Raw genomic sequence first — 3045 nt, 5'->3', positions numbered from 1 at the left:
TCGGAAGCCCCGCCGAATCGATTAAATTTCCGATCAGATCTCGGACGCGCTCGATACTCATACTCTCGACGCATGGCGCGGAAACCACGATCGTATGGATGCTTTGCGGTTTGCACTCCTCAAAATTGCTCTTCGTGCCGTAATCGACGCTAACCTGCGTCTTAATATCGACGCCAAGCTCGTTGGGATGAGATTTTGCATAGGCGTAAACGTGGTCGCAAAGCGCTCTTGCGTAGGTGATCGCCGCCGGCATAAAATTTTTCGTCTCGCAGCTTGCGAAGCCGAACATTATGCCCTGATCTCCCGCTCCGATCTCGCCGCCCTCTTGATCGACGCCTTGGTTGATGTCGGGGCTTTGCTGGTTTAAAAATACGTCCACTTGCAGATCCTGCGGATGCAGGCACTGCGCGCGCGTGAAATGAGGGTTGTCGTTGTAGCCGATTTCGCTAAGCGCGCCCTTTACGATGTGGCGGTAATCGTCGTGGGTAAAATCGATCTTGGCATTGACTTCGCCGCCGATTACTACGTGTTTGCCTGCGATGAAAACCTCCGCTGCGACGCGCCCGTTTGGGTCTTGCTTTAAAATTTCATCTACGATGCTGTCTGCGATGATATCGGCGCATTTATCCGGATGTCCGGGGCTTACTACTTCGCTTGTGAATAGATACATATCTGCTCCTGATTAAAATTTCGGGGCATTTTATCTAACGAGGTTTTAAGATTGACTAAAAATTACGAAATTTCGCCCAAATTTAAATGTGCTTAAATAAAATTTCGATATATTTCAAACGACGTTTTGATTGAAAGGTAAAAAATGAGTTCGATTCAAAAATTAGTAGCTAGCTACAAAGATAAAAATCTAGTTCTGCGCATAGTTACAGGCTTGATAATAGGCGCCATTTTGGGCTTTGCCGCGCGTTCAGCGGCGGGCGATATTGCGACAGAGCACACTTCGTTTTTAATAAACGTAGTAGCTTTTGCGGAAATTTTAGGAAATTTATTCGTAGGCGCCCTTAAAGCGGTAGCTCCGATTTTAGTTTTTATCTTGATCTTAAGCTCGATCGTAAATAAACAATACGGTAGCGCAAGCGGCTTAAAACGCGTGGTCGTCCTATATATCGTAGGTACCTTTTTAGCCTCGTGCGTGGGGGTAGCAGCCAGCTTTTTATTCCCGACGCAGCTTGCTCTAAGCAATATCGGCGCGGCAGAAAATGCGGTCCCCGCGAGCGTTTGGATCGTGCTAAAAGATCTACTTTTTAAGGTCGTGGATAATCCGCTAAATGCTATCGCGCACGGGAATTACGTAGGAATTTTAACCTGGGCGATAGGTCTTGGCGTCGCGCTTAAATTTTGTACTAATGAAACAAAGAAAATTTTTACCGATCTGAGCGAAGCGGTAACCAAAATCGTGCAGTTCGTAATCCAGCTCGCGCCGTTTGGAATTTTTGGTCTAGTAGCTTCTACCGTGTATCAAACCGGCGTCGATGCGCTGCTTGGATACGTGCGAATCGTAGTCGTGCTTGTAGGTGCGATGGCGTTCGTAGCCCTCGTGGTAAATCCACTCATCGTCTTTGCGGTGATTAAGAAAAATCCATATCCGCTCGTATTTACCTGCCTGCGCGAAAGCGGTCTCACGGCGTTTTTCACTCGCAGCTCGGCGGCGAATATCCCCGTAAATTTAAATTTATGCAAAAAGCTCGGCATCAGCGACGAGCTAAGCTCGATCTCGATCCCTTTGGGAGCTACGATAAATATGGCGGGCGCTGCGGTGGTAATCGCGATCTTGGCGCTTGCTGCGGCTCATACGCTTGGCGTGCGCCCCGATTTTTGGACGGCGCTACTGCTTTGCGTGGTCTCGGCGGTCGGTGCGTGCGGCGCTAGCGGCGTACCCGGCGGCTCATTGATGCTGATACCGCTTGCGTGTTCGCTCTTTAATATCTCAAACGACATCGCAATGCAGGTAGTTGCGATCGGCTTTATCATCGGCGTGATCCAAGACTCGGTAGAAACTGCGATCAATAGCTCCACAGACGTGATTTTTACGGCGATCGCGTCGCAAAGTATGCAAAAATAACTCACCTTAAAATTTTACCGCGAATCCCGCCCGCGCGGCGGATCTCGCGGTTTTTAAAATTTTACTTATTCTTTTTTGATAAAATTATCCAAAAATTTTAAAAGGAAATCGATGAATTGGAATTTAGGCGAGCTGTTTGCAAACGAGGCGGAATTTAGCGCCGCGATAGATAGCGCCTCCGCGCAGGCTAGGGATTTTGAGCTTAAATTTAAAGATAAGCTGCACGCTCTTGGCGCGGAGGAATTTTTAAGCGCGCTTGAGCTTTATGAGGGCATCAGCGAGCAGATCGGCAAGATAATGAGCTTTGCGCATCTAAGATTCGCGCGAGATACGAGCCTAGGGGCGCAGCAGGCCAAGACGGAGCAGGCTTGCAACGACATTTCGCAGAGCCTGCTTTTTTTCGAGCTCGAGTTTAACGAGCTTGACGCCGCAAAACAGGACGAGCTTATCGCAGAGGGCGGGAGATTTAGATATTATTTGAGCCTGCTTAAGCAGCGCAAGGCCCATCAGCTAAGCCTGCCGCAAGAAAGCGTGCTTTTAAAAACTTCGCCCGTAAGCGGCGAGGCGTTTTCGCGACTTTTTGACGAGAGCATGGCGCGGATGAGCTTTGATTTTCGCGGGCGAAAGCTTGGCGAGGAGGAAATTTTAAGCCTGCTTCATAGCTCCGATCGCGAGGTGCGAAAGGACGCCGCAGCCTCGCTAAGTGCGGTGCTAGAGCAAAACTCCCACCTGCTTGGCTACATCTACAATATGATCAAAACCGATCTTAAAATTCGCTGCGAGCTGCGCGGTTACGATAAAGCCGAGGCGGTGATGCATGAGGAAAATCAGATAAACATCGCAAGCGTCGATGCGCTGATCGCAGAGACGGAGCGAAGCTTCGGTCTAGTCGGCAAATTTTACGCTAAAAAGCGCGAAATTTTAGGCGCCGTTACGGCTGCTTTTTGCTAAGCTTTGAGCGCAAAATGCAA

At 49.1% G+C, this 3045-nt stretch carries 3 protein-coding genes; 2 read left to right on the top strand and 1 reads right to left on the bottom strand.

What is annotated here, in order from left to right:
- Positions 1-670 (bottom strand): S-adenosylmethionine synthetase N-terminal domain-containing protein (locus tag Q0256_RS07700; RefSeq protein WP_297961901.1); only part of this gene is annotated, 670 nt, incomplete at its 3' end.
- 144 nt (positions 671-814) lie between these two features.
- Here Q0256_RS07700 and sstT point away from each other — a divergent pair.
- Together sstT and Q0256_RS07690 are read left to right on the top strand one after the other, a co-directional pair.
- Positions 815-2074: a serine/threonine transporter SstT gene (sstT, locus tag Q0256_RS07695; protein ID WP_297961899.1), complete on the top strand. Its 1260-nt coding sequence runs from the start codon at positions 815-817 to the stop codon at positions 2072-2074.
- A 111-nt stretch (positions 2075-2185) separates the two neighbouring features.
- Positions 2186-3025 carry a hypothetical protein gene (locus tag Q0256_RS07690; RefSeq protein ID WP_297961896.1) on the top strand — a complete coding sequence of 280 codons (840 nt, stop codon included), beginning with the start codon at positions 2186-2188 and terminating at the stop codon, positions 3023-3025.
- The last annotated feature ends 20 nt before the right edge of the window (positions 3026-3045 follow it).

The organism is uncultured Campylobacter sp. (assembly GCF_937949835.1).
GTDB lineage: Bacteria > Campylobacterota > Campylobacteria > Campylobacterales > Campylobacteraceae > Campylobacter_B.
Note: the sequence above shows the minus strand (reverse complement) of the source record. Positions and strands in the feature narration are given on the sequence as shown.